At 61.1% G+C, this 20663-nt stretch carries 18 protein-coding genes and 1 pseudogene; 12 read left to right on the top strand and 7 right to left on the bottom strand.

The annotated features are described in order from the left end of the window. The first annotated feature begins 65 nt into the window (after positions 1–65). Positions 66–1016, top strand: a complete 951-nt coding sequence (locus tag ACM6G4_RS28325; protein WP_056727630.1) for a DUF1853 family protein — start codon at positions 66–68, stop codon at positions 1014–1016. A gap of 185 nt (positions 1017–1201) precedes the next feature. Here ACM6G4_RS28325 and ACM6G4_RS28330 read toward each other — a convergent pair whose 3' ends face one another. Next, on the bottom strand, positions 1202–1762 hold the full coding sequence (locus tag ACM6G4_RS28330) for an NADPH-dependent FMN reductase (protein WP_056727632.1): 561 nt from the start codon (positions 1760–1762) through the stop codon (positions 1202–1204). Between the two features lie 175 nt (positions 1763–1937). On the opposite strand from ACM6G4_RS28330, the gene ACM6G4_RS28335 reads away from it, so the two are divergent. Then, the gene (locus tag ACM6G4_RS28335; RefSeq protein ID WP_056727634.1) at positions 1938–2165 is read left to right on the top strand and encodes a hypothetical protein; all 228 of its coding nucleotides are present in this window, start codon (positions 1938–1940) and stop codon (positions 2163–2165) included. Between the two features lie 88 nt (positions 2166–2253). Then, on the top strand, positions 2254–3147 hold the full coding sequence (locus tag ACM6G4_RS28340; protein ID WP_056727637.1) for a LysR substrate-binding domain-containing protein: 894 nt from the start codon (positions 2254–2256) through the stop codon (positions 3145–3147). Here ACM6G4_RS28340 and ACM6G4_RS28345 read toward each other — a convergent pair. The 5 genes from ACM6G4_RS28345 to ACM6G4_RS28365 form a co-directional block, all read right to left on the bottom strand. Continuing rightward, entirely contained in the window at positions 3113–3727 is a 615-nt protein-coding gene (locus ACM6G4_RS28345) for a GNAT family N-acetyltransferase (protein WP_056727640.1), read from the bottom strand. The genes ACM6G4_RS28340 and ACM6G4_RS28345 overlap by 35 nt on opposite strands. A gap of 14 nt (positions 3728–3741) precedes the next feature. Next, positions 3742–5997 (bottom strand): Orn/Lys/Arg decarboxylase N-terminal domain-containing protein, encoded by a 2256-nt coding sequence (locus ACM6G4_RS28350; RefSeq protein WP_056727642.1) that lies wholly within the window; start codon positions 5995–5997, stop codon positions 3742–3744. A gap of 282 nt (positions 5998–6279) precedes the next feature. Continuing rightward, complete coding sequence (dnaQ, locus tag ACM6G4_RS28355; protein ID WP_414915096.1) at positions 6280–7038, bottom strand: DNA polymerase III subunit epsilon; 759 nt, start codon at positions 7036–7038, stop codon at positions 6280–6282. 183 nt (positions 7039–7221) lie between these two features. Beyond that, on the bottom strand, positions 7222–7674 hold the full coding sequence (gene rnhA, locus ACM6G4_RS28360) for a ribonuclease HI (protein ID WP_007979123.1): 453 nt from the start codon (positions 7672–7674) through the stop codon (positions 7222–7224). A gap of 93 nt (positions 7675–7767) precedes the next feature. Beyond that, a complete protein-coding gene (locus tag ACM6G4_RS28365) occupies positions 7768–8526 on the bottom strand; it encodes a class I SAM-dependent methyltransferase (protein WP_007988453.1) in 759 nt (252 codons plus the stop codon). A 65-nt stretch (positions 8527–8591) separates the two neighbouring features. Between ACM6G4_RS28365 and gloB the strand changes: the two genes are divergently transcribed. The 8 genes from gloB (at position 8592) to fabI (ending at position 19262) form a co-directional block, all read left to right on the top strand. Continuing rightward, the gene (gene gloB / locus ACM6G4_RS28370) at positions 8592–9359 is read left to right on the top strand and encodes a hydroxyacylglutathione hydrolase (RefSeq protein ID WP_414915116.1); all 768 of its coding nucleotides are present in this window, start codon (positions 8592–8594) and stop codon (positions 9357–9359) included. A gap of 99 nt (positions 9360–9458) precedes the next feature. Beyond that, the gene (locus tag ACM6G4_RS28375) at positions 9459–10889 is read left to right on the top strand and encodes a transglycosylase SLT domain-containing protein (protein WP_056727647.1); all 1431 of its coding nucleotides are present in this window, start codon (positions 9459–9461) and stop codon (positions 10887–10889) included. Positions 10890–11069: 180 nt separating this feature from the next. Further along, entirely contained in the window at positions 11070–12899 is a 1830-nt protein-coding gene (locus tag ACM6G4_RS28380; RefSeq protein ID WP_414915097.1) for an extracellular solute-binding protein, read from the top strand. Next, positions 12896–14737, top strand: coding sequence for an extracellular solute-binding protein (locus tag ACM6G4_RS28385; RefSeq protein WP_056727651.1), 1842 nt, complete (start codon positions 12896–12898; stop codon positions 14735–14737). Before ACM6G4_RS28380 ends, ACM6G4_RS28385 begins: the two co-directional genes overlap by 4 nt. 4 nt (positions 14738–14741) lie before the next feature. After that, positions 14742–15815, top strand: coding sequence for a microcin C ABC transporter permease YejB (locus ACM6G4_RS28390; RefSeq protein ID WP_007979116.1), 1074 nt, complete (start codon positions 14742–14744; stop codon positions 15813–15815). Position 15816: 1 nt separating this feature from the next. After that, positions 15817–16836 carry an ABC transporter permease gene (locus ACM6G4_RS28395; RefSeq protein ID WP_056727653.1) on the top strand — a complete coding sequence of 340 codons (1020 nt, stop codon included), beginning with the start codon at positions 15817–15819 and terminating at the stop codon, positions 16834–16836. Position 16837: 1 nt separating this feature from the next. Further along, positions 16838–18448, top strand: a complete 1611-nt coding sequence (locus ACM6G4_RS28400) for an ABC transporter ATP-binding protein (protein WP_056727655.1) — start codon at positions 16838–16840, stop codon at positions 18446–18448. 19 nt (positions 18449–18467) lie between these two features. Then, the gene (fabI, locus tag ACM6G4_RS28405; protein WP_056727657.1) at positions 18468–19262 is read left to right on the top strand and encodes an enoyl-ACP reductase FabI; all 795 of its coding nucleotides are present in this window, start codon (positions 18468–18470) and stop codon (positions 19260–19262) included. Between the two features lie 134 nt (positions 19263–19396). Here the strand turns inward: fabI and ACM6G4_RS28410 are convergent. Next, positions 19397–20043 (bottom strand): annotated as a pseudogene (locus ACM6G4_RS28410) (LysR family transcriptional regulator). A 112-nt stretch (positions 20044–20155) separates the two neighbouring features. Here ACM6G4_RS28410 and ACM6G4_RS28415 point away from each other — a divergent pair. Beyond that, positions 20156–20581 (top strand): VOC family protein, encoded by a 426-nt coding sequence (locus ACM6G4_RS28415; protein ID WP_414915098.1) that lies wholly within the window; start codon positions 20156–20158, stop codon positions 20579–20581. Positions 20582–20663: the final 82 nt, after the last annotated feature.

Consider the following 20663-nt stretch of genomic DNA (forward strand, 5'->3'; position numbering starts at 1 on the left):
GCCGCCCGTAGACAAAATCCTTTCAGCTTCAAGGGTGTGCCCGGGTTTCGGGCTATGCTCGCAAGATGATGCTATTTCCCGATTTGCTCCACCTGCCCCATCAGTTACGCCATCCCGAAGTGCGTGACCTGGCGTGGGTCATCCTCGCGCCGCCCATGCTGGACGATACCCCGTGGCCGCAGCGCCACCCGCTGGCCGGCAGCGACTGGGTGCAGGCTCCGGATCGGCTGGAACATTGGCTGCGGCAGCTGGACCGGGACAGTTATGGCCTGCTGCACTGGCTCGCCCAGGCCCGAACCCGGCGCCTGGGCCTGTACTACGAACGCCTCTGGCAATTCGCCGTGGAGCATGCTCCAGGCATTGAACTGATTGCCGCCAACCTGCCGATTCGCCGCGAGGGGCACACCCTGGGTGAACTGGACATGCTGCTGCGCGACCGCGACGGCGTGCACCACCTGGAACTTGCGATCAAGCTCTACCTCGGCCCGCAATCCGGCGACGGACACGACACCTCCCAATGGCTGGGCCCGGGCTGCCACGACCGGCTCGACCGCAAACTGGCCCACCTGAGCCAGCATCAATTGCCGATTTCCGCGCGCCCCGAGAGCCGTGAAGTGCTGGCGGCGCTGGATATCCAGGCCTTCAGTGCGCATTTGTGGCTGGGCGGGTACTTGCTGTATCCGTGGCCCGGTCAGGCCGCCCCGCCATCGGGTGCCCATCCGCAGCATTTGCGCGGTCGCTGGTTGCATCAAAAGGATTGGCCGGCGTTGTTGGCCCAGAGTCCGCCCGGTCGCTGGCAACCCCTGCCCCGCCACGCCTGGCTGGCGCCAGCGCATTATTCGGCCGAGCACACCTGGAACCCCGGACAGATGCAGGCGTGGCTGGATGAACTGGACCCCTTGGCGCCAGCACAGTTGCTGGTGCGCCTGACCGAGAATGCCAGCGGCGACTGGGAAGAGGCTGAACGTCTGTTTCTGGTAGCGGACCTTTGGCCGAATGTGCCGGGACAGGGTTGAGTCATGCATTGCCTGATCCGGCCTCTTCGCGAGCAAGCCCGCTCCCACATTTGGGCCCCAGTCGAACACAAGTCTTGTATCCACCGAAGATCCCTGTGGGAGCGGGCTTGCTCGCGAAGGGCCCAACCCGACCTAAAGAGATAACCACCCGGCGCTTCGCAGGACAAAGCGCCGGCCAATGACCATCAGACTTTCTTGTGCTGCTCGACCCATTGCCCATAGGCATTGATGAAACTTTGCAAGAACGGCTTGACTGATTCGGACAACTTGCCCGCCTCATCGAACGCCGAACCGGCGCCACCCAGATAGGCTTCCGGCTGCTGCATCATCGGCACATTCAGAAACACCATGGATTGACGCAGGTTGTGATTGGCACCAAACCCGCCGACGGCCCCCGGCGAAACACTGATAACGGCGCCGGGCTTGCCACTCCACGAACTCTTGCCATAAGGGCGAGAACCGACGTCAATCGCATTTTTCAACGGCGCCGGTACCGAACGGTTGTATTCCGGGGTCACGAACAACACCGCGTCGGATGAGCTCACCTGTTGTCGGAAAGTGCTGTAGGCTGCCGGCGGTGAAGCGCCATCGATGTCTTCGTTATAGAGCGGCAGATCGCCAATTTCGACGATGTTGAGCTTGAGGTTGGCCGGCGCCAGCTCTATCAGGGCCCGTGCGACCTTGCGGTTGATCGATTCCTTTCTCAAGCTGCCGACCACGACGGCGATCGTATAGACGTTGCTCATAAGAGTTTCTCGACTGTCCGATAGGAAGAGCTTGTAGTTATAGATGACGATTCAAGCAGCGGGCGAGCGAAAACACCGTCCCTGACTATTTTTTTCCCGTAGGAAAACTTACCTCGCCCAAGCACGGTCTACAGTCCCGCAAATTGAGTGATTTATCTCCAGAGGTTCTAAGCAGATGGCAGCAGTACTCGTCGGTCAGTTCCATGCAAGAGACGCGCAAGGCCGTATTTATTCGGTGCACGAGTTCCAGGACTCCACCCCGGCGGTAGACGGTTCAGGCCCTGTCACCACCTACAAGCTGGCCATTGGCGACCGTGTCAACAAGGTCGACGACAATGAATTCATGCTGGTGCAAACCGGCGTGACCATTACCCGCGAACCACAAACCGTCAGCGTTTCATAACCCGTCGTTATGAGCAGAAGTCATATGCGCGGACTTGGGGTAGGATTCAGCCACTGACTCCTCCACCTGCTGAACATGGACTTCACGCATGCGCTTACGCCATATCGAAGTGATCCAGGCGCTCTTGCAGACCGGTCACCTGGGCACCGCCGCCGAATGGCTGCAGTTGCCAGTGGCCGAAGTCGAGCGCTTGCTGCGCGACGCCGAGGATCAGTTGGGTTTCATGCTGTTCGCCAGCGTGCGCGGGCGATTGCAGGCCACCCGCGAAGCACGGGAACTGCAGGTGGAAATTGTCCGGGTCTACGACGCGCTCGAACCGGTGCAGCGCCTGGCCAACAGCCTCAGGCAATACCTGGCGCCGCCGCTGCGCATCATCTGCACCCCGCCCCTGGCCAACCAATTGCTGCCACACAGTATCGCAGCCCTGCGCCGACGCCTGCCCGACGCGCCTTGCACTCTGCTGAGCCAGCCCACCCGCGACATCGTCAGAAGCCTGCTGCTGCGTGAAAGCGATCTGGGCCTGAGCCTGCATGACCCCGATCACGCCGACCTCGATTGCCAGGTGATTGCCCAAGGCAAACTCCAGCTGCTCGCCCCCCATGGCTGGCTGCAACCGAAACAGAAATACATTTCACTGCAGGATCTGGCCGGTCAATCGATGATTGGCCTGGAGGGGCACGACCCGTTGAGCCCGGCGCTGGAAAACAAACTGCATGGCTTGCGGCCTGCCCCGGTGATCCAGACCCGGGTCCAGACGCATCAGATGATGCGCAGTATGGTCGAGGCCGGCGAAGGGCTGGCCATCGTCGACCCCTTCACCGCCCTCGGCGCCAAAGCCTCGGGCCTGGACGCCTGCCCGCTGGCACCAGCGATCCCGGTCAGTCTCTACGCCCTGACCCTGAAAAACGCCGAACCCTCTCCGGCGGTTCAGGCACTGTTGGCCATCGTCACGGAACAAGCCGCGGCGATGCTGACGAACTGAACGGGTTTTCCAGCGGATTTTCGAACAATCGATACCAGAACAGCGCCACTTCGGCGGTGTTCGGATCGATGCCGCGATAGCGCAGGTGGTCGATCCCGCCGATCACGTAACCGCAGCGCTCATAGAGCCTGCAGGCCCCCAGGTTGTTGTTCTGGGTTTCGAGCATGATGCCCGGGAGTTTCTTCTTGCGGCTCCAGAATTGCGCCACATCCAGCAGGGCCTTGGCCACACCATGTCGCCGGGCCGGTGCGTGCACCGCCAGTTCGTCGATATGGGCAAAGCCGTTCCAGTTGGTACTGACCACCAGGTGCCCCACGGGCTGGTCATCCAGATACGCCATGAAAATCGCGCTATCGGCGGCATCGCGATAGCTGCTGAATTCCTCGGGATCGATGCCGTAGCACTTGCGATAAGGCGTGATCGGGGTGACCTGCCACTGGGCCACCGGCGCTCCTATTTGTGCCGCACCGTAGGCCGCGACTTCAAAACTGAAATCACTGCCCCAGATATAGGCGGCAAAACCTTCGTCGGCAACCCGTACCGACAACCCTGGATAATTCGGATTTATTACCGGTTGCATACTGGGAAAGGTCCTCATTCCTTGATGCAATCGACGGTGTAGCACCGTCCACTGCCCTGATCTTCATGTTGCAATCCGTGCACATCAGCGACGAACCCCGGAAAACTGCTATCAAACGTGCGGGCAAACGCCAGGTAATCGATGATCGAGCGGGTCGACTCGGTAAAACGCTCGCCCGGCATGATCAGCGGAATGCCGGGCGGGTACGGCACCAGCATCACCGCGGCGATCCGCCCGTCCAGCGCATCGATCGACACGGCTTCGACTTCACCTCGCACCAATTGATCATAGGCGTCCGCCGGCTTCATCGCGACTTCCGGCAGTACGGTGTACATGCGCTTGAGGTGCCTGGCGGTGGCATTGCTGCGATAACAGGCATGCAACTGATCACACAGATCACGCAGCCCCATGCCCTGATAGCGAGCGACATTCTCTTGCGCCACGCAGGGCAGGCAGTTGGCCAGACTGACGTTGGCGTCGTAGCTGCGCTTGAACTCCAGCAGCTCGGTGAGCAGCGTACTCCACTTGCCCTTGGTGATGCCCATGGAGAACAACACCAGGAACGAATACAGCCCGGTCTTCTCGACCACCAGGCCGCGCTCCCAAAGGAACTTGCTGACCACCGCCGCCGGAATCCCGCGCTCGCTGAGGGCGCCACCGGCGGTCAACCCCGGCATCACCAGCGTGACCTTGATCGGGTCGAGCAGCACATAATCGTCGGTCACGCCGCCAAAGCCGTGCCAGTCGGCATCGGGTTGCAGCAGCCAGTCCTCGGTGACGACCCGCTCGATGCCTTGCGCCGTCGGCGGTTGCCAGATCGAGAACCACCAGTCATCCGCGGCAATGTGCTGGCGCAAATTGGCCAGCGCCCGGCGAAAACTCAGGGCTTCGTCGAACATTTCCTGCAACAGCGAACGCCCGGCCGGCCCTTCCATCATCGCCGACGCCACATCCAGCGAGGCGATGATGCCGTACTGCGGCGAGGTCGAGATGTGCATCATGAACGCTTCGTTGAAGCGATCCCGGTCCAGTTGCCGCGCACCGCCATCGCGCACGTGAATCATCGATGCCTGGCTGAAGGCCGCCAGCAACTTGTGGGTCGAATGGGTGGTGAACACCAGTGGGCTGTCCTCATCACGGGAGGTGCCCATACCGTAGCGCCCGGCAAAGAACTCATGAAACGCCGCATAGGCGTACCAGGCCTCGTCGAAGTGCAACACCTCAACGCTATTGCCCAGTTGCTGCCTGATCAGCTCGGCGTTGTAGCAGAGGCCGTCATAGGTCGAATTGGTCACCACCGCGAGCTTGACCTTCGGTGAACGGCCCTTGGTCAGCGGGCTGGCGTCGATCTTGGCCTGGATCGATTCGCGACTGAACTCACTCAGGGGAATCGGGCCGATGATCCCCAGTTCATTACGCTCCGGACACAGGTACAGCGGGATCGCGCCGGTCATGATGATCGAGTGCAGCACCGACTTGTGGCAATTGCGATCCACCAGCACCAGGTCATCGCGGGCGACCACCGAGTGCCAGACAATCTTGTTGGCCGTGGAGGTGCCATTGATCACGAAAAAGGTGTGATCGGCGCCAAAATTGCGTGCCGCGCGGGCCTCGGCTTCAGCCAGGGGACCCGTGTGATCGAGCAAAGAGCCGAGCTCCGGCACCGACACTGAAAGATCCGAGCGCAGGGTGTTTTCCCCGAAAAACTGGTGAAACGCCTGCCCGACCGGACTTTTGTGATACGCCACGCCACCGCCGTGACCGGGGGTGTGCCAGGAGTAATTGGAATCGGCCGTGTGTTGCACCAGCGCCTTGAAAAACGGCGGCAGCAAGCCATCGAGGTATTTGCGCGCGGCGCGGGCCACCTGCCGGGCGAGAAAGGGCACGGTGTCCTCAAACAGATAAAGAATGCCGCGCAACTGATTGAGCTCGGCCATTGCATCGGCGGGCGCGTTTTCCAGGGTCACCTTTTCGCCCAAGGCGAAGATCGGCAGATCCGGCGCACGCACCCGCGCCAGACCGATCAGTTCGGCCATGTTTTGTAACAAATGGGAGTGGGTACTGGCGTCCTCGGAGGCAATCAACATGCAGGACAGGCCATGGTAAGTCGATGCCACCAAACGTCCTTCGGTGTAGTCCACCGCCGAAACGACGCTGAACCCTTCCTGCTCCAGCTCCCGGGCAATCCCCCGCACGCGGTCGCCGGCGACGCTGTCGGCCTTGATGTCGCGATGGACAATCAGCACCGGGAATTTCAAGTCTTTGTACATGAGGCTCAGTGTCCCGAGGCGGCAGACCAGAGCCTGCCAATCACCTCAGGGTAGAGTGTTGCAGAGAATGTGGCGAGTGTGATGCCCATGTTCGGTCACCGCACGCACCATTCTGTGGCAACGGAGAGCTTCCCTGTGGCGAGGGAGCTTGCTCCCGCTGGGTCGCGAAGCGGCCCCCGGCGTACTTTCAGACATACTTTGCATGCAGGTTTCACGTCGGCTTCGCCGCCGAGCGGGAGCAAGCTCCCTCGCCACAAAGAGTGCGCGTTTGAAAATGTGGGATTACGCCTGCGCTTCAGCCTCGGCCAGTTGCACCCACAACGCCGGGGCACCCGCGGATTTGCCGATGACTTCCAGGCGGGCCGCGTGGCGGGCCAGGTCGTCTTCGCTGGCGCGGATGACGCGCGTCGGCTGGCGGTTCGCCGGCAAACGGCGAATCTCGGTAGCCGAGTTGTCCGCCCCTTCACCGGAGCCATTGCCATCGGAGGCGTTGCCGGCCAGGGACAGACTGGTCTGCCCCCCGGTCATGGTCAGGTAGACGTCGGCGAGAATCTCGGAGTCGAGCAAGGCGCCGTGCAGTTCACGGCCGGAGTTGTCGACGCCATAGCGCTTGCACAGGGCATCGAGGCTGTTGCGCTGCCCCGGGTGACGTTCCCGGGCCATCATCAGGGTGTCGAGGATCGAGCAGTGCTGCGTGATGTCCGCGCGGTCCTGCTGGCCCATCAGAGCGAATTCGTTGTTGATGAAGCCAACGTCGAACGCCGCGTTATGGATGATCAGCTGCGCGCCCTTGATGAACTCGAAGAACTCTTCGGCCACCTCGGCAAAACGCGGCTTGCCCACGAGGAATTCGTTGGTGATGCCGTGGACGCCGATGGCGCCTTCGTCACTTTCGCGATCCGGTTGCAGGTACACGTGAAAGTGCCGGCCCGTCAGGCGTCGGCCGATCAACTCGACACAACCGATTTCGATAATCCGGTGGCCGTCGGTCACCGGCATGCCGGTGGTTTCGGTGTCGAGTACAACGGATCTGGTGGCCATCAGTGCTCAGCTCTCAATCGGTCAATCGTGCAAAAGCGGCGATGTTAACACGGTCCCTGTAGGAGCTGCCGCAGGCTGCGATCTTTTGAGCTGGCTTTTGATTTTCTGCGGCCTAAAAAAGATCAAGATCAAAAGATCGTCCAATCGCGGCCCGAGCCTTCGGCAGCTCCTACATGAGGTTGATCAGCCCTGCTTGTACCCACGCACTTCATCCACGCCACGGTTGGCCAACTGGTCGGCCCGTTCGTTACCGTGATGGCCAATGTGTCCGCGCACCCATTTCCAGGTGACCTTGTGGCGGTTGACCTGCTCGTCGAGCAGCTTCCACAGGTCAGCGTTTTTCACCGGTTCCTTCGCCGCGGTTTTCCAGCCGCGCTTCTTCCAGTTGTCCATCCACTCGTTGATGCCTTTCATCACGTACTGGGAGTCGGTCACCAGCAGCACCTCGCAGGGACGCTTGAGCTCTTCCAGGCCACGAATCGCGCCCATCAGTTCCATGCGGTTGTTGGTGGTGTTGGCTTCGCCGCCCCAGAGTTCCTTTTCGACGCCCTTGCATACCAGCAGTGCGCCCCAGCCGCCAGGGCCCGGGTTGCCTTTGCAGGCGCCGTCGGTGAACAGTTCTACGCTATCGCTCATGCCAATCTATCCAGGAAAATGCGCTGGCCCGCCGATCGCTGATCGACGACGCCCGAAGCCGGGACAGGCCCGGCTGCAAATGAAAAGTGTGTATTACGGTTCGATGTTGCGCCGGTTGACCTTGGCCATCGGCAACGGGATCAGCTTGCCCATCGGTTCGCGCCGCTCCTGGCGGACAGGTCGCAGGCCCACCACGATCTTGCGCGCCACCAATAAATAGAAGCCGCCGCCCGACAGTTGCCAGTCACCGGCCTTGCGCTCCCAACCGGCCAGACGGGTCTGCCACGCCGGCGACGCAAGCGGCGGACGATAGCACCCGAAGCGGCGTTTCTCCAGTGCGAAGCCCAGCAGGTTAAGCCAGTCCGCGACCCGTGACGGCGAAATGCAGCGCGCCTTGCGCAGCGCATCCTGGGCAAACACATGCCGCAGTCCCCAACTGCTCCAGGGATTGATGCCAATGATCAGCAAATGCCCGCCAGGGCGTACGCTGCTGGCCGCCTCGCGCAGCAGGCCGTGGGGCGACAGGCAGAAATCCAGGCCATGTTGCAGCACCACCACATCGGCGGCATGCTCGCTCAATGGCCAGGCCTGTTCCTCACAAACGATCTCGACCCCCGGCAACGGCGCGCCAAGGCGCACATTGCGCTGCACCTGCGGGGCCGACGGCGGGGTCTGGGCCGAGGGACCGTAATGCACCAGATAGCCACCAAAGAACCGCCCGAGCTCGTCTTCGAGCATGCGCCGCTCTTCGTCCAGCAGAAATTGCCCGAGGGGACCGGCCAGCCACTCGCGGGCCGCGCTGATCAACGCCAGCCAGTCAGGATCGGCTTGTGCGAACGCTTTATCAGTCATTGCATTCTCCAACGCGCCAGGAAGTTCTAAGATGCGCCAATGTTTTCCGCTTGGCGAATCCGACGATGATACAGATCACTGCCCTGCCCGCCTTCACCGACAACTACATCTGGTTGTTACAAGACCACGGCAGCAAGCGCTGCGCGGTCGTCGACCCGGGTGATGCCGCCCCCGTGCAAGCCTGGCTCGCGGCCAATCCGGGCTGGGTACTGAGTGATATTTTGATCACTCATCACCATCATGACCACGTCGGCGGCGTCGAACAGCTGAAAAAAGCGACGGACGCGAAAGTCTTTGGTCCGGCCAGCGAAACGATCCCGGCGCGGGACGTTGCACTCAAGGACAACGACAAGGTCAGCGTGCTCGGCTGGGACTTCGACGTCCTCGCGGTCCCTGGTCACACCCTGGGGCACATCGCCTATTACCATCACGGCTTGCTGTTCTGCGGCGACACACTGTTTGCCGCCGGCTGCGGACGCTTGTTCGAAGGCACGCCACAGCAAATGTACAGCTCGCTGACACGCCTTGCCGGCTTGCCTGACGACACGCTGGTCTACTGCACCCACGAATACACCCTCGGCAACCTGAAGTTTGCAGCGGCCGTCGAACCGAACAACCCGGACACCGCCGAGCGCCTGGCCAAAGTCACCCGCCAACGGGAATCAGGGATCATGACGCTGCCCTCGACACTGGCACTGGAAAAGCTCACAAACCCGTTTTTGCGCTCTGGCGAAACATCCGTTAAAGAAAAAGCGGACGAACGGACCAGCACCGATAACTCGGCGCCCGATATGGTTTTTGCTGCGCTTCGAGCGTGGAAAGACAGGTTCTAAAGGGGCTTCTCGAGATTGCAACAATTCTGAAAGGTTGACCGCACAGGGTGCGCTTTCTAGAATCGCCCGACATTTTTGCCCGGAACTTACTTCCAGCCAATGTCGTCACCTATTCGCAAAGCCATCAGTTCAGACGCATTGACCCGCTTGGCTCAAGCCATAGCGGTGGCTGTGTCCGCCACCCTGGCGGGCTGTTCCAGCCATGCGCCGCAGACCGATGCGGCGCACGCGCAGAACATCGCCGCGCGCGCCAAGCAGAAGCCGATCTGGCTCAGCGAAAAACCCAGCCCGCAAATTCCCCAGGACGTCTGGGAGCGCATGCGCCAGGGCTTCCAGCTGCAGGACGGACTGGGCGTCAACCCGCGCATCGAGCAACAGCGCCTGTGGTTCGCCAGCAATCCATCTTTCCTCGAAAACGCTGGCGAGCGTGGCAGCCTCTACATTCACTACATCGTCGAGCGCCTTGAAGAACGCAACATGCCGCTGGAACTGGCCCTGCTGCCAGTGATTGAAAGTGCCTACAACCCGATGGCCTATTCCCGGGCCAACGCGGTGGGTCTTTGGCAGTTCATCCCATCCACCGGGCGTTACTTCAACCTGCGTCAAACCCGTTTCTATGATGGTCGTCGCGATATCACCGCGTCGACCACCGCAGCGCTGGATTACCTGACCCGCCTGCACGACATGTTCAACGGCGACTGGATGCTTGCCCTGGCGGCCTACAACGCCGGCGAAGGCACCGTCAGCCGGGCCATCGAGCGCAACGAGCGCCTCGGCCTGCCAACCGACTACTGGAACCTGCCGCTGCCCGCCGAAACCCAGGCCTACGTGCCCAAGTTGCTGGCACTGTCGCAGGTGGTGATGGCGCCGGATGCCTATGGCGTGAACCTCAATCCGATCGCCAACGAACCTTATTTCAAGGTCGTCGAAATCAACCAGCGCATGGACCTGTCCAAGGTTGCTGAAGTTGCCAACATCGACGAAGACGAACTGTTCCAGCTCAACCCGGCCTTCAAGCAACGCACCACCATCGACGGCCCGCAACACCTGCTGGTCCCGACCTCCAAGGCGCAACTGCTGACCAGCAGCCTGCAGACCATGCGCCCTGAAGAACTGATCAGCAAGAAATCGCTCAAGCCGGTCTTCGAAGGCGCCGACGCTCCCCAGGTCGCCAGCGTCAAGCGTTCCTACCGGGTCAAGCGGGGTGACAACCTGGGCTCCATCGCCAAGGCCAACAACGTCGACGTGAAGGACCTGCAACGCTGGAACAAACTGACCGGCAAGAACCTCAAGCCCGGCCAGACCCTGGTCATGCAGGACACCAGCAAGCGCAACTCCGGGCGCGTCAACACCGTGGTTGCAGCCAATACCAAGAAGCAGCAGACCAAGTACAAGGTCCAGCAAGGCGACTCGTTGTACATCGTGGCCAAGCGCTTCAACGTTGAGATGCAGCACCTCAAGCGCTGGAACCCGCGTGTCGGCCAGGCGCTCAAGCCTGGTCAGATGTTGACGGTGGCCAATCCGCATTAAAAAAACAGCCCCTCAATCCAGGGGCTTTTTCATACCTTCACAGTTTTGTGGGCAGCACAAAAACCTGTGGGGATTGTTGCTTGGCCAATACTGCGCATTAAGCCCCCGTCTTTTTCCTGTCCATACAAGCTGTTACTGTACGGTCCACAAAGCCCAAGCCGCCTGGATCGGATCCCCTATTTGAAGCGTCCCCTCCTCTTCCTGATCAGCCTGGCCTTGAGCTCCACCGCAAGCGCGACGATCAGCGAAAGCCATGGTTATGCGCAGTTCGGCACGCTCAAGTACCCGGCCCGATTTACCCACTTCGACTGGGTCAACCCGCAAGCGCCCAAGGGCGGTACGTTGCGGGTCATGGCGTTCGGCACCTTCGATACACTCAACCCCTACACCTTCAAGGGCACCAGCCCGGTCACCACACCGAGTTTCCTGCAATACGGCATCAACGAACTCAACGAGCCGCTGATGGTCGGCACCGGGCAATACGCGCCGTCGGGCGACGAGCCCGCGTCCAGCTATGGCCTGATCGCCCAGTCGGTGGAGTACAACGAGAACCGCAGTTGGGTGGTGTTCAACCTGCGTCCCGAAGCACGCTTCCATGATGGCACGCCGATCACCGCCTACGACGTCGCGTTCTCCTATCGCGTGCTGCTCAAGGAGGGCCATCCGCTGTACCGCACCAGCCTTCAGGAAGTGTCGCGGGTCGACATCCTCACCCCCCGGCGCATCCGTTTCGTGTTCAAGCGTGCCGGCAATCCGCTGCTGATCCTGCGCCTGGGTGAAATGCCGGTGCTGGCGCAGCATTACTGGAAAGGCCGCGATTTCAAGGCCACCACCTTCGAGCCGCCGCTGGGCAGCGGGCCGTATCGCATCACCTCGGTCACGCCAGGGCGGCAGATCGCCTTTGAACGGGTGAAGGATTACTGGGGCAAGGACCTGCCGGTCAATCGCGGCAAGTACAACTTCGACCGCATGGAGGTCGAGTTCTACCGCGACAGCGACGTCGCGTTCGAGGCATTCAAGGCCGGTGAATTCGATATCTATATCGAGCATCAGGCGAAGAACTGGGGCAGCGGCTACAACTTCCCCGCCATACGCCGCGGCGAGGTGATCAAGGCACAGATTCCCCATCAGATCCCGACCCAGACCCAAGGCTTGTTCATGAACAGTCGCCGTCCGGCTTTCTCGGACGCCAAGGTCCGCGAAGCCCTGGGGCTGATGTTCAACTTTGAGTGGACCAACCGCACGCTGTTCGGCGGCGCCTACCAACGCGCCATGAGCTACTACCCCAATAGCGAGTTCTCGGCCAGCGGTTTGCCGGTCGGGCATGAATGGCTGTTACTCAAGCCCTATCGCGAGCAACTGCCGGCCAGGCTCTTTACCGAACCGTTCAGCCTGCCGCAGACCGACGGCCGCAGCATCCCCCGGGAGACCTTGCGCAAGGCCCTCGGTTTGCTCGCCGAAGCCGGCTGGAAGCTCAATGGCCAGCATCTGCAAAACGCCGCAGGACAGCCGTTGCGACTGGAGCTGCTGCTGGTCAACCCGAACCTGGAACGCATCCTCCAGCCTTACGTCGAGACCCTGGCCAGTATCGGTATCGATGCGCGGCTGCGCACAGTCGACCGTGCGCAATACAAGCAGCGCCTCGACCAGTTCGATTTCGACATGATTCTGATGACCCTCAACCAGACGCTCAGCCCCGGCCTGGAACAATGGCAGTACTTTCACTCCAGCCAGGCCGGGGTCAAGGGCAGCAAGAACTTCGCCGGCATATCCAACCCGGTGGTCGACCACTTGCTCGAGCAGTTGCTGGCCGCCCGGACCCGCGATGAGCAAGTCGCCGCCGGCAAGGCCCTCGACCGCGTGCTGCTGTGGCAGCACTACATCGTTCCCAACTGGTACCTCAATTATCACCGTCTGGCGTACCGCAATCGGCTCGCCTTCGTCACCACGCCGCCCTACACCCTGGGTCTGAACGCGTGGTGGCTGAAATCTTCGGAGAAAGATCAATGAGACCCATCCGTGCCCTGCTCCTGCAGGCCAGCGGCCTGCTGTTCGCCGGGCTGGCCTGCGCCGCCCCGCAACATGCCGTGACCCTGTACAACGAGCCGCCGAAATACCCGGCCGATTTCAAACACTTCGACTACGTGAATCCGGACGCGCCCAAGGGCGGGATTTTCCGTCAAGCCGGTTTCGGTGGCTTCGACAGTCTCAACCCTTTCATCAGCAAAGGCGTGCCCGCGGACGATATCGGCAACATCTACGACACCCTGGCCAAACAAGGCCTGGACGAGCCGTTTACCGAGTACGGCTTGATCGCCCGCCTGATCGAGAAAGCTCCGGACAACGCCTGGGTGCGCTTCTACCTGCGCCCGGAGGCACGCTTCCATGACGGCCATCCGATTCGCGCCGAAGACGTGGTGTTCAGCTTCCAGATGCTGACCAAGGACGGCGCGCCGATGTACCGCGGCTACTACAACGACGTGGCCGAAGTGGTCGCCGAAGACCCGCTGACCGTACTGTTCAAGTTCAAGCACACCAACAACCGCGAGCTGCCGCTGATCCTCGGCCAGTTGCCGGTGCTGCCCAAGCACTGGTGGGCCGACCGCGACTTCAACAAGGGCAATCTGGAAATTCCGCTGGGCAGCGGCCCGTACAAGGTCAGCGAAGTGAAGGCCGGACGCTCGGTGCGTTACGAACGGGTCAAGGACTACTGGGGCAAGGACCTGCCGGTCAATCGGGGCTTCTACAACTTCGACGTGATGACCACCGATTACTACCGCGACAACACCGTGGCCCTGGAAGCACTCAAGGCCGGACAGTTCGACTACTGGCTGGAAATGACCGCGAAGAACTGGGCCAATGCCTACAACGTTGCGGCGGTCACTGAAGGACGACTGGTCAAGGAACAGATTCCCAACGGCAATCCCACCGGCATGCAAGGCTTCGTGTTCAACATGCGCCGCCCGGTGTTCCAGGATGTGCGTGTGCGCCAGGCCCTGTCACTGTTGCTGGATTTCGAATGGACCAACAAGCAACTGTTCAACGGTGCCTACGCGCGCACCCGCAGTTACTTCGAGAACTCGGAAATGGCCGCCACCGGACTGCCTGACGCCGATCAACTGGCGATCCTCGAACCGTTGCGCGCCAAGCTGGCGCCGCAAGTGTTCAACGAAGCGTTCCAGAACCCGACCACCGACGGCAGCGGTATGATCCGCGCCCAGCAACGGCAAGCCTATCAACTGTTGCAGGAGGCCGGCTGGCGCATCGTCGATGACAAGATGGTCGACGCCACCGGCAAGCCCGTGGTCATCGAGTTCCTGTTGGCCCAGACCGAATTCGAACGGGTGCTGCTGCCGTTCAAGCGTAACCTGAGCGACCTGGGCATCGACCTGGTGATCCGCCGGGTCGACGTCTCGCAGTACATCAACCGCGTGCGTTCCCGGGACTTCGACATGATCGTCGGCAGCTTCCCGCAGTCCAATTCGCCGGGTAACGAACAGCGGGAATTCTGGATGTCGGACGCCGCCGACAAGCCCGGCAGCCGCAACTCCATGGGCCTGAAGGATCCGGTGGTCGATCAACTGGTCGAGCAACTGATCAACGCCGATTCGCGCAACAGCCTGGTGGCCCACGCCCGTGCGCTGGACCGGGTGCTGCAATGGGGCTATTACGTAATACCCAACTGGCACATCAAGACCTGGCGCGTGGCGTACTGGAACCACATCGGCCATCCCAAGGTCTCGCCCAAGTACGACATCGGCACGGCCACCTGGTGGGTCAAGCCCGATATCAAGCCGGCAATAGAAGTCGAAACCACACTGCAGGCCGATCCTGCGGGCACGGAGTAATCAGATGCTGGCGTACATTTTTCGGCGACTGTTGCTGATCATTCCGACCCTGTTCGGCATTTTGCTGATCAACTTCGTGATCATCCAGGCCGCCCCGGGCGGGCCGGTGGAGCAGATGATCGCCAAGCTCGAAGGCTTCGAAGGCGCCACCAGCCGCATCGCCGGCGGGGGTGCCGAAGTCTCGGTGGCAGGCTCGGCCTATCGCGGCGCCCAAGGCCTGGACCCGGCGCTGATCAAGGAAATCGAGCACATGTACGGCTTCGACAAATCGGCGCCGGAACGCTTGTGGATCATGGTCAAGAACTATGCGTCCCTGGATTTCGGCGACAGCTTCTTCCGCGACGCCAAGGTCATCGACCTGATCAAGGAAAAGATGCCGGTGTCGATCTCTCTCGGGCTGTGGAGCACGCTGATCATGTACCTGGTGTCGATCCCGCTGGGGATCGCCAAGGCCACGCGACACGGCAGCCACTTCGACGTCTGGACCAGTTCGGCGATCATCGTCGGCTACGCGATCCCGGCGTTCCTGTTCGCCATCCTTTTGATCGTGGTATTCGCCGGTGGCAGTTATCTGGACTGGTTCCCCTTGCGCGGGCTGACCTCGAACAACTTCGATGAACTGAGCATGGGCGGCAAGATCCTCGATTACTTCTGGCACCTGGCGCTGCCGGTGACCGCGCTGGTGATCGGCAACTTCGCGACCATGACCCTGCTGACCAAGAACAGCTTCCTCGACGAAATCAACAAGCAGTACGTGATTACCGCCCGGGCCAAAGGCCTGACCAACCACCGCGTGCTGTACGGCCACGTGTTCCGCAATGCCATGCTGCTGGTGATCGCCGGATTTCCCTCGGCCTTCATCGGCATATTTTTCACCGGCTCGTTGCTGGTGGAGGTGATCTTCTCCCTCGACGGCCTCGGCCTGATGAGTTTCGAGGCAGCGATCAACCGCGATTACCCGGTGGTGTTCGGCACGCTGTTCATCTTCACCCTGCTCGGGCTGGTGGTAAAACTGATCGGCGACCTCACCTACACCTTTGTCGATCCGCGCATCGACTTCGAAAGCCGGGAGCATTGAGATGAACCTGTCCCCTCTCAATCGCCGACGCTTCGAACTGTTCAAGGCCAACAAGCGTGGCTGGTGGTCGCTGTGGCTGTTCCTGGTCCTGTTCGGCGCCAGCCTGGGCGCCGAGTTGATCGCCAACGACAAGCCGCTGGTGGTGCACTACGACAACAACTGGTACTTCCCGGCGCTCAAGCGCTACCCGGAAACCACCTTCGGCGGCGAATTTCCGCTGGAGGCCAATTACAAGAGCCCGTACATCCGCGAACTGCTCAAGGCCAAGGACGCCTGGGTGCTGTGGGCGCCGATCCCCTACAGCTACCAGAGCATCAACTACGACCTGAAAGTCCCGGCCCCGGCCCCGCCCTCGGCGGACAATCTGCTGGGCACCGACGATCAGGGCCGCGACGTGTTGGCCCGGGTGATCTACGGCTTCCGCATTTCGGTGCTGTTCGCCCTGACCCTGACCGTGTTCAGCTCGATCATCGGCGTGATCGCCGGCGCCTTGCAGGGCTTCTACGGGGGCTGGGTGGACCTGGCCGGACAGCGCTTCCTGGAGATCTGGTCCGGACTACCGGTGCTGTACCTGCTGATCATCCTTGCCAGTTTCGTGCAGCCCAACTTCTGGTGGTTGCTGGGGATCATGCTGCTGTTCTCGTGGATGAGCCTGGTGGACGTGGTGCGCGCCGAGTTCCTGCGCGGGCGCAACCTGGAATACGTGCGCGCCGCCCGCGCCCTGGGCATGCAAAACGGCGCGATCATGTTCCGCCACATTTTGCCCAACGCGATGGTCTCGACCATGACCTTCATGCCGTTCATCCTCACCGGCGCCATCGGTACACTGACCGCCCTGGACTTCCTTGGCTTCGGTTTGCCGGCGGGCAGCCCGTCTTTGGGTGAACTGGTGGCCCAGGGCAAATCCAACCTGCAGGCGCCGTGGCTGGGTATCAGCGCCTTTGCTGTGCTGGCCTTGATGTTGAGTCTGCTGGTGTTCATCGGCGAGTCCGCTCGCGATGCCTTCGACCCGAGGAAGTGAAATGAATCAGGACAATCTGATCGAAGTGCGCGACCTGTCCGTCGAATTCGTCGTCGGCAATCGCTGCCAACGGGCGGTAGAAGGCGTCAGCTTCGACATCAAGCGCGGCGAAACCCTGGCCCTGGTCGGCGAGAGCGGTTCCGGCAAGTCGGTCACCGCACACTCGATCCTGCGCCTGCTGCCCTACCCGCTCGCCCGGCATCCGTCCGGCACCATCGAATATTCCGGGCAGAACCTGCTGGACCTGAAAGAAAAAACCATCCGCCACATTCGCGGCAACCGGATTGCGATGATCTTCCAGGAGCCGATGACCTCGCTCAACCCGCTGCACTCGATCGAGAAGCAGATCAACGAGGTGCTGGGCATCCACAAGGGCCTGACCGGCAAGGTCGCGACCAAGCGCACCCTGGAACTGCTGGAGATGGTCGGCATCCCCGAGCCGCACAAGCGCCTCAAGGCCCTGCCCCACGAATTGTCCGGCGGCCAGCGCCAACGGGTGATGATCGCCATGGCCCTGGCCAACGAGCCGGAACTGCTGATTGCCGACGAGCCGACCACCGCGCTGGACGTGACCGTCCAGCTGAAAATCCTCGAATTGCTCAAGCAATTGCAGGCCCGTTTGGGCATGGCGCTGCTACTGATCAGCCATGATTTGAACCTTGTGCGAAGAATTGCGCATCGCGTATGTGTCATGCAGCAAGGTTGCATCGTCGAACAGGCATCGTGCGAAGAACTGTTCCGCGCGCCGCAGCATCCGTACACTCGGGAACTGCTGGCAGCGGAGCCCGACGGCAAGCCTGCAAGCAACGTGATCGGCCCGCCCTTGCTGGCGGTCGAAGACCTGAAAGTCTGGTTTCCGATCAAGAAAGGCCTGTTCAAGCGCACGGTGGATTACGTCAAGGCGGTCGACGGCATCAATTTCAGCCTGCCCCAGGGCCAGACCCTGGGGATCGTGGGAGAAAGCGGTTCCGGCAAATCGACCCTGGGCCTGGCGATTTTGCGGTTGATCGCCAGCAAAGGCGCCATCCGCTTTGAAGGCCAGCCGCTAGACTGCCTGACGCAGCAACAGGTACGGCCGCTGCGGCGGGAGATGCAAGTGGTGTTTCAGGACCCGTTCGGCAGCCTGAGCCCGCGGATGTGCGTGAGCCAGATCGTTGGCGAGGGCCTGCGGATCCACAAGATGGGCACCGAGGCGCAACAGGAACAAGCGATTATTGCGGCACTCAAGGAGGTAGGTCTGGATCCGGAAACCCGGCACCGCTACCCCCACGAATTTTCCGGCGGGCAACGGCAGAGAATCGCCATTGCCCGGGCATTGGTGTTAAAACCGGCGTTGATTTTGCTGGACGAGCCGACTTCGGCCCTCGACCGCACGGTACAACGCCAGGTAGTGGAGCTTTTGCGTTCACTGCAAAGCAAGTACAACCTGACGTATCTGTTTATCAGCCATGACCTGGCTGTGGTGAAAGCGCTGAGCCACCAGTTGATGGTGGTCAAGCATGGCCAAGTGGTCGAACAGGGAGACGCGCAAAGCATTTTTGCCGCCCCCCAACATCCGTATACACAGCAGTTGCTGGAAGCCGCTTTTTTGGCTCCGGCCACTGCGCAATAACCTGAAAGAGGAGCAACACATGGGTTTTCTCGCCGGTAAGCGCGTACTGATCGTCGGTGTCGCCAGCAAGCTGTCCATCGCATCCGGCATCGCTGCCGCCATGCATCGCGAGGGCGCTGAGCTTGCCTTCACTTATCAGAACGACAAACTCAAGGGTCGTGTCGAAGAGTTCGCACAAGGCTGGGGTTCGAACCCTGAGCTGTGCTTCCCGTGCGACGTGGCCAGCGATGAAGAAATCGCCAAGGTCTTCGAAGCACTGAGCAAGAAGTGGGACGGCCTGGACTGCATCGTGCACTCCGTCGGCTTCGCCCCGGGCGACCAACTGGACGGCGACTTCACCGAAGCCACCACCCGCGAAGGTTTCCGCATCGCTCACGACATCAGCGCCTACAGCTTCGTGGCCCTGGCCAAGGCCGGCCGCGAAATGATGAAAGGCCGCAACGGCAGCCTGCTGACCCTGTCGTACCTGGGCGCCGAGCGCACCATGCCGAACTACAACGTCATGGGCATGGCCAAGGCTTCCCTGGAAGCTGGCGTACGCTACCTGGCCGGCTCCCTGGGCCCGGACGGTACTCGCGTCAACTGCGTATCGGCAGGTCCGATCCGCACCCTCGCCGCTTCCGGCATCAAGAACTTCCGCAAGATGCTGGCCGCCAACGAAGCGCAAACCCCACTGCGCCGCAACGTCACCATCGAAGAAGTCGGCAACGCCGGCGCCTTCCTGTGCTCGGACCTGGCGTCCGGCATCAGCGGTGAAATCATGTACGTGGACGGTGGTTTCAACACCACGGCCATGGGCAGCATCGAAGAGTAATCTTCGGTCAGCCCATAAAAAACCCGCCTGTTTTGGCGGGTTTTTTATGGGCACCACAATCAAAAGATCGCAGCCTTCGGCAGCTCCTACACAGATCTCTGTAGGAGCTGCCGAAGGCTGCGATCTTTTGACCTTCAGAGCAAGCAGTTCGCAAACAACCGCTGAATAGGCTGATTACGCTGGCTGTAACGCTGCAACAAGACAATCTCTCGAAAGAAGGTCAGCTCGCCCAATCGGATCACCCTGACCTTCGCCCCATGCTCAAGCCACAACCCGGCCTCCGGCAACAGGGAAACCCCCAAGCCACACTCGACCATTTTCACGATGGCCTCCAGTTCATCCAGTTCCAGCGCCACCTTTACCTCGATCTGCCGCTCCCGCAGAAACCGCGTCACCAGCCGCCCGTCGAATGAATTGCGGTCGTAGCGCACATGAGGGTGCTCGGCGAGCAGTTGCAGCGGATCACCTGGGGCAGGAGCCCGGTCTGGGCGGTGGCCACTGCACCGATTTTCAGTTCGCCACGGTACTCGCTGACATCGTCACTGACGGCCATGCGGCTGAAGGTCTCGAGCATTTCCCTGGCCATCGGCAACGCTCGCTGCCCCGCCGCATTGAGCAGCGCCTGGCGGCCGGTGCGGTCGAACAGACGGATGCCGAGAGCCTGTTCCAGGTTGCGAATCTGCGCGCTCACCGCCGACTGTGTCAGGCCGATGTGCATGCCGGCGGCGGCGAAGGTTCCGTAACGCGCCACGGCGATAAAGGTTTTCAGTTCTCGCAGCATGGCGACCTCGATTGATCGAAATAATTTGAGCTCGATGCAAAAATTATCGTCTTTCAATCAAGAATCACAGGACTAAACTCGACACATTCCCAGCCACACCGAGGTAAGCCTGATGCAACTGTCCCCTTTTCACTTGGCCATCCCGGTCTACGACTTGGCGGCCGCCCGACAATTCTATGGTTCAGTGTTTGGCCTGGAAGAAGGTCGTTCAAGCGAGCATTGGGTGGATTTCAATTTTTTCGGCCATCAACTGGTGATTCACCTGGCACCGAAAAACCCCGCGCAAGAAGCCGCGCACACCAATGCCGTGGATGGTCACGATATACCGGTGCCGCATTTTGGCGTGGTGCTCGGGATGGCCGAGTGGGAGGTGCTGGCCGAGCGGTTGAAGTCACTGGGGACGCGCTTCGTGATCGAACCGGGGATTCGTTTTCAGGGGCTGGTGGGCGAACAGGCGACGATGTTTCTGTTTGATCCTTGCGGGAATGCGCTGGAGTTCAAGGCGTTCAAGGACATTGGGCAGTTGTTTGCCAAGTGAAAGTTGTGGTGCCTGTTCGGGCCTCTTCGCGGGCAAGCCCGCTCCCACAGGGATTGAGTGAACAATACTGGCCTGTGTGGGA

Origin of the sequence: Pseudomonas sp. IT-P258 (assembly GCF_949767825.1) — a bacterium.
Classification (GTDB): domain Bacteria; phylum Pseudomonadota; class Gammaproteobacteria; order Pseudomonadales; family Pseudomonadaceae; genus Aquipseudomonas; species Aquipseudomonas monachiensis.

Excerpts from the sequence above, each read along its gene's own strand:
- ACM6G4_RS28325 (WP_056727630.1), top strand. The coding sequence starts at position 66 with ATGATGCTATTTCCCGATTTGCTCCACCTGCCCCATCAGTTACGCCAT.
- ACM6G4_RS28330 (WP_056727632.1), bottom strand. The coding sequence starts at position 1,762 with ATGAGCAACGTCTATACGATCGCCGTCGTGGTCGGCAGCTTGAGAAAG.
- ACM6G4_RS28335 (WP_056727634.1), top strand. The coding sequence starts at position 1,938 with ATGGCAGCAGTACTCGTCGGTCAGTTCCATGCAAGAGACGCGCAAGGC.
- ACM6G4_RS28340 (WP_056727637.1), top strand. The coding sequence starts at position 2,254 with ATGCGCTTACGCCATATCGAAGTGATCCAGGCGCTCTTGCAGACCGGT.
- ACM6G4_RS28345 (WP_056727640.1), bottom strand. The coding sequence starts at position 3,727 with ATGCAACCGGTAATAAATCCGAATTATCCAGGGTTGTCGGTACGGGTT.
- ACM6G4_RS28350 (WP_056727642.1), bottom strand. The coding sequence starts at position 5,997 with ATGTACAAAGACTTGAAATTCCCGGTGCTGATTGTCCATCGCGACATC.
- dnaQ (WP_414915096.1), bottom strand. The coding sequence starts at position 7,038 with ATGGCCACCAGATCCGTTGTACTCGACACCGAAACCACCGGCATGCCG.
- rnhA (WP_007979123.1), bottom strand. The coding sequence starts at position 7,674 with ATGAGCGATAGCGTAGAACTGTTCACCGACGGCGCCTGCAAAGGCAAC.
- ACM6G4_RS28365 (WP_007988453.1), bottom strand. The coding sequence starts at position 8,526 with ATGACTGATAAAGCGTTCGCACAAGCCGATCCTGACTGGCTGGCGTTG.
- gloB (WP_414915116.1), top strand. The coding sequence starts at position 8,592 with ATGATACAGATCACTGCCCTGCCCGCCTTCACCGACAACTACATCTGG.
- ACM6G4_RS28375 (WP_056727647.1), top strand. The coding sequence starts at position 9,459 with ATGTCGTCACCTATTCGCAAAGCCATCAGTTCAGACGCATTGACCCGC.
- ACM6G4_RS28385 (WP_056727651.1), top strand. The coding sequence starts at position 12,896 with ATGAGACCCATCCGTGCCCTGCTCCTGCAGGCCAGCGGCCTGCTGTTC.
- ACM6G4_RS28390 (WP_007979116.1), top strand. The coding sequence starts at position 14,742 with ATGCTGGCGTACATTTTTCGGCGACTGTTGCTGATCATTCCGACCCTG.
- ACM6G4_RS28395 (WP_056727653.1), top strand. The coding sequence starts at position 15,817 with ATGAACCTGTCCCCTCTCAATCGCCGACGCTTCGAACTGTTCAAGGCC.
- ACM6G4_RS28400 (WP_056727655.1), top strand. The coding sequence starts at position 16,838 with ATGAATCAGGACAATCTGATCGAAGTGCGCGACCTGTCCGTCGAATTC.
- fabI (WP_056727657.1), top strand. The coding sequence starts at position 18,468 with ATGGGTTTTCTCGCCGGTAAGCGCGTACTGATCGTCGGTGTCGCCAGC.
- ACM6G4_RS28415 (WP_414915098.1), top strand. The coding sequence starts at position 20,156 with ATGCAACTGTCCCCTTTTCACTTGGCCATCCCGGTCTACGACTTGGCG.